At 38.9% G+C, this 3,013-nt stretch carries 3 protein-coding genes; 1 reads left to right on the top strand and 2 read right to left on the bottom strand.

Annotation, left to right across the window (positions count from 1 at the left end):
* Positions 1 to 253: 253 nt before the first annotated feature.
* Positions 254 to 562 (bottom strand): hypothetical protein, encoded by a 309-nt coding sequence (locus RZO55_RS00875; RefSeq protein WP_318062417.1) that lies wholly within the window; start codon positions 560 to 562, stop codon positions 254 to 256.
* A 13-nt stretch (positions 563 to 575) separates the two neighbouring features.
* Positions 576 to 749, bottom strand: a complete 174-nt coding sequence (locus RZO55_RS00870; protein WP_318062416.1) for a hypothetical protein — start codon at positions 747 to 749, stop codon at positions 576 to 578.
* Positions 750 to 1,355: 606 nt separating this feature from the next.
* Here RZO55_RS00870 and RZO55_RS00865 point away from each other — a divergent pair.
* Positions 1,356 to 2,522, top strand: a complete 1,167-nt coding sequence (locus RZO55_RS00865) for an IS110 family RNA-guided transposase (RefSeq protein WP_318062415.1) — start codon at positions 1,356 to 1,358, stop codon at positions 2,520 to 2,522.
* The last annotated feature ends 491 nt before the right edge of the window (positions 2,523 to 3,013 follow it).

Genomic DNA, 3,013 nt, shown 5'->3' with positions numbered 1-3,013 from the left:
TTTAAGGGAAAGCATTTGGGAATATCCCAGGAGGAGAAGCTTTAGCTGATGAGCGAAACTGAGTTCCGATTATGGGAAAGCATTTGGAAATATGCCAGAAGGAGAAGCCGTAGCTGATGAACGGAACTGAGTTCCGTTCACGAGAAAGCATTTGGGAAGATCCTAGGAGATGAAGCTGGGGCTGATGAGCGGAACTGAGTTCTGTTCATGGGAAAACATTGGGTAATTACAGCCCCGCGAATACTATAAAATATTAAATTATCATGACCCATTTACACTCTAAAATATAAAAAAGCAACTTAAAGCCATACTGTGTTTTATTTATGATGGACATGCATCTGTATTCGTATACTGGAAAACTATTATAGTATTTTATATCTGTGGTTTCTATGTTCAAATTTATGGTTTGAATTATACCCTCATGATCTTTAAATTTAGCCAGTAATGGTCGGGGCGGATAGCCAGGGGCATACCAGGCCATGCAAGCTACTGGATAAGTATCTTCCCTAATATAACCACTGTCAATTTTGTTTGTGTTAGTTCCTATGCCAAAAGATCCCATTCAGTTATATTCCCTATTTATAATATTTTTCATACCACCGTGGCTGTCTGACATGCTCTGGTTCAGTTTTAATCTTAGATTTTCCATAAAATCCACATGATTCATTCTCAATTGCACATTTGCCTTTGTTTGAATCAAAATGTGGGCACTGATTTATATCTGGATCAAGTCTACAATCTCCAAGCATATTTAATCACTCCTTTTACCCGTGGAATAGCATACCGCATTCTTCACAATATAGCCATGTAACTTTATTTCTGATATTATTTGGTGTTTTAATTCTCTTCGCATTAGCTTTATCGTATCCACATATAGGGCATGTAAATTCAGTTTCCCCGTACCAGCTGATTTTCTCTAAGGCGTTTAAACCGGTTTCAAGAAAAGTTAAGCATTCGTTTTTTTCACAATTATTAATCATTTTTTTGACTTGTATGATAATTAGGAAGTTAATTATCACACGTTCCTTTCTTCTTAATATCGTGGTTATAATACATTCAGATACTGTGGACTTTTGATTTTTTCCTTGTATGATAATTAGGAAGTTAATTATCACACGTTCCTTTCTTCTTAATATCGTGGTTATAATACATTCAGATACTGTGGACTTTTGATTTTTTCCTGTAGCTTTGACTACTCAACTGGAGTGTATTGCCGCTACCTTTATCTGAATTGTTTATATGCTGGATGTACCGGAGCACTTTGTTCCAATGAGTACTTATTTCAATCAAGTCTACGATGATAATCGCTGGTGGATATCACGGTATCAGATCTTACGAAAGGGAGGTACAACCTCATGATTTACGTTGGTATTGATATTGCCAAACTTAACCATTTCGCCGCTGCCGTTTCTTCGGAGGGCGAGATACTCATTGAGCCGTTCAAATTCACAAATGACGCTGATGGCTTCCAACTGCTGATTTCCAAAATCGAATCATTCGATAAGGACAGCACCATCATCGGTCTTGAGTCGACGGCACACTACGGTGACAACCTTGTTCGACACCTTGTTGCCAGTCTTTTCAAAGTGTGTGTTCTCAACCCTATTAAGACGTCTCAGATGCGAAAGAACAACATTCGCAAAACTAAGACAGATAAGGTCGACACTTACGTTATTGCTAAAACTCTAATGATGCAGGATTCCTTACGGTTTGTCAGCTTCTATGATCTTGATCTGATGGACTTAAAAGCTCTTGGACGCTTTCGCCAGAAAACGATAAAACAGCGAACCCGCCTTAAAATCCAACTGACAACCTATGTTGATCAGGTCTTCCCGGAATTGCAATACTTCTTTAAATCCGGTCTGCATCAGAATGCTGTCTATGCCCTTCTTAATGAAGCACCTTCTCCTAACGAGATTGCTTCCATGCATATGACTCATCTGGCAAATCTGCTCAAAGTCAAGTCTCATGGTCACTTTACAAAGGAGCAGGCCAAAGAATTAAGAGTTCTGGCACAGAAGTCTGTCGGTGCAAACGACAGCGCTATATCTATTCAGATAACCCAGACCATTCAACAAATCGAGTTACTGGATAGCCAATTAAATAAGATTGAAGCAGAAATGACGGACATCATGAATTTCAATGACTCAGTCATCATGACCATTCCTGGTATCGGATACATAAATGGCGGAATGATTCTTGGTGAAATAGGTGATATTCACCGTTTCTCCAATCCTAACAAGCTGCTTGCTTTTGCTGGTTTAGATCCGTCCGTATATCAATCTGGAAACTTTCAGGCTAAACGAACTCGTATGTCCAAACGTGGCTCTCGTGTACTGCGATATGCCTTAGTAAATGCAGCTTGGAACGTTGTAAGAAACAACGACACCTTCAAGGCTTATTATGATGCCAAGAGGGCAGAAGGCCGAACTCACTATAATGCCCTTGGGCACTGTTCCGGCAAGTTAGTCAGAATCATCTGGAAGATGCTCACTGACGAAGTTGAATTTAACCTCGAATAAGAGGTCTGTATACCAATATCGATAGATTTTGAAAAAGCACCCTGAGGGAGCTCTATTAAAGTTACCCTATTTTACCATCGATACGAAAAAGAAATATTTTGCTAATTTATACTTGATTTTTCATAGCTGGTCTCCTTAACAAAACATAGTAAAAATAGTTAAATATGTCTTTATGTAGTATAGCACATTTATTTTCAAAAATCAAACATATGTTCGATGAGATGTTGCTCTCTAAAAATTCATCACTCTCTTTCATAAGAGAATTGAATTCGTTGACTGCATTTATAGGTTCCTCCAGCTAGAGGTTTTGATCTAACAAGAAGAGAGGTAACGGAACTGAATTCTGTTCATAGAACCAGAGGATATTGTCAAAGCCAAGAAGAGAGCTAGCGGAACTGAGTTCTGTTCATGGGGCCAGAGGTTTTGATCTAAGCCAAGAAGAGAGGTAACGGAACGGAGTTCTGTTTATGGAACCAGAGGTTCTGGTCGGA

This window comes from Clostridium boliviensis (assembly GCF_033342255.1).
Classification (GTDB): Bacteria; Bacillota; Clostridia; order Lachnospirales; family Lachnospiraceae; genus Lacrimispora; species Lacrimispora boliviensis.
The sequence above is the reverse complement of the archived record's forward strand: the minus strand, read 5'-3'. Positions and strand labels throughout refer to the sequence as shown.

Bases quoted from the DNA above. Each gene is read 5' to 3' on its own strand.
- RZO55_RS00865 (WP_318062415.1), top strand. From the start codon at position 1,356: ATGATTTACGTTGGTATTGATATTGCCAAACTTAACCATTTCGCCGCT.
- RZO55_RS00870 (WP_318062416.1), bottom strand. From the start codon at position 749: ATGCTTGGAGATTGTAGACTTGATCCAGATATAAATCAGTGCCCACAT.
- RZO55_RS00875 (WP_318062417.1), bottom strand. From the start codon at position 562: ATGGGATCTTTTGGCATAGGAACTAACACAAACAAAATTGACAGTGGT.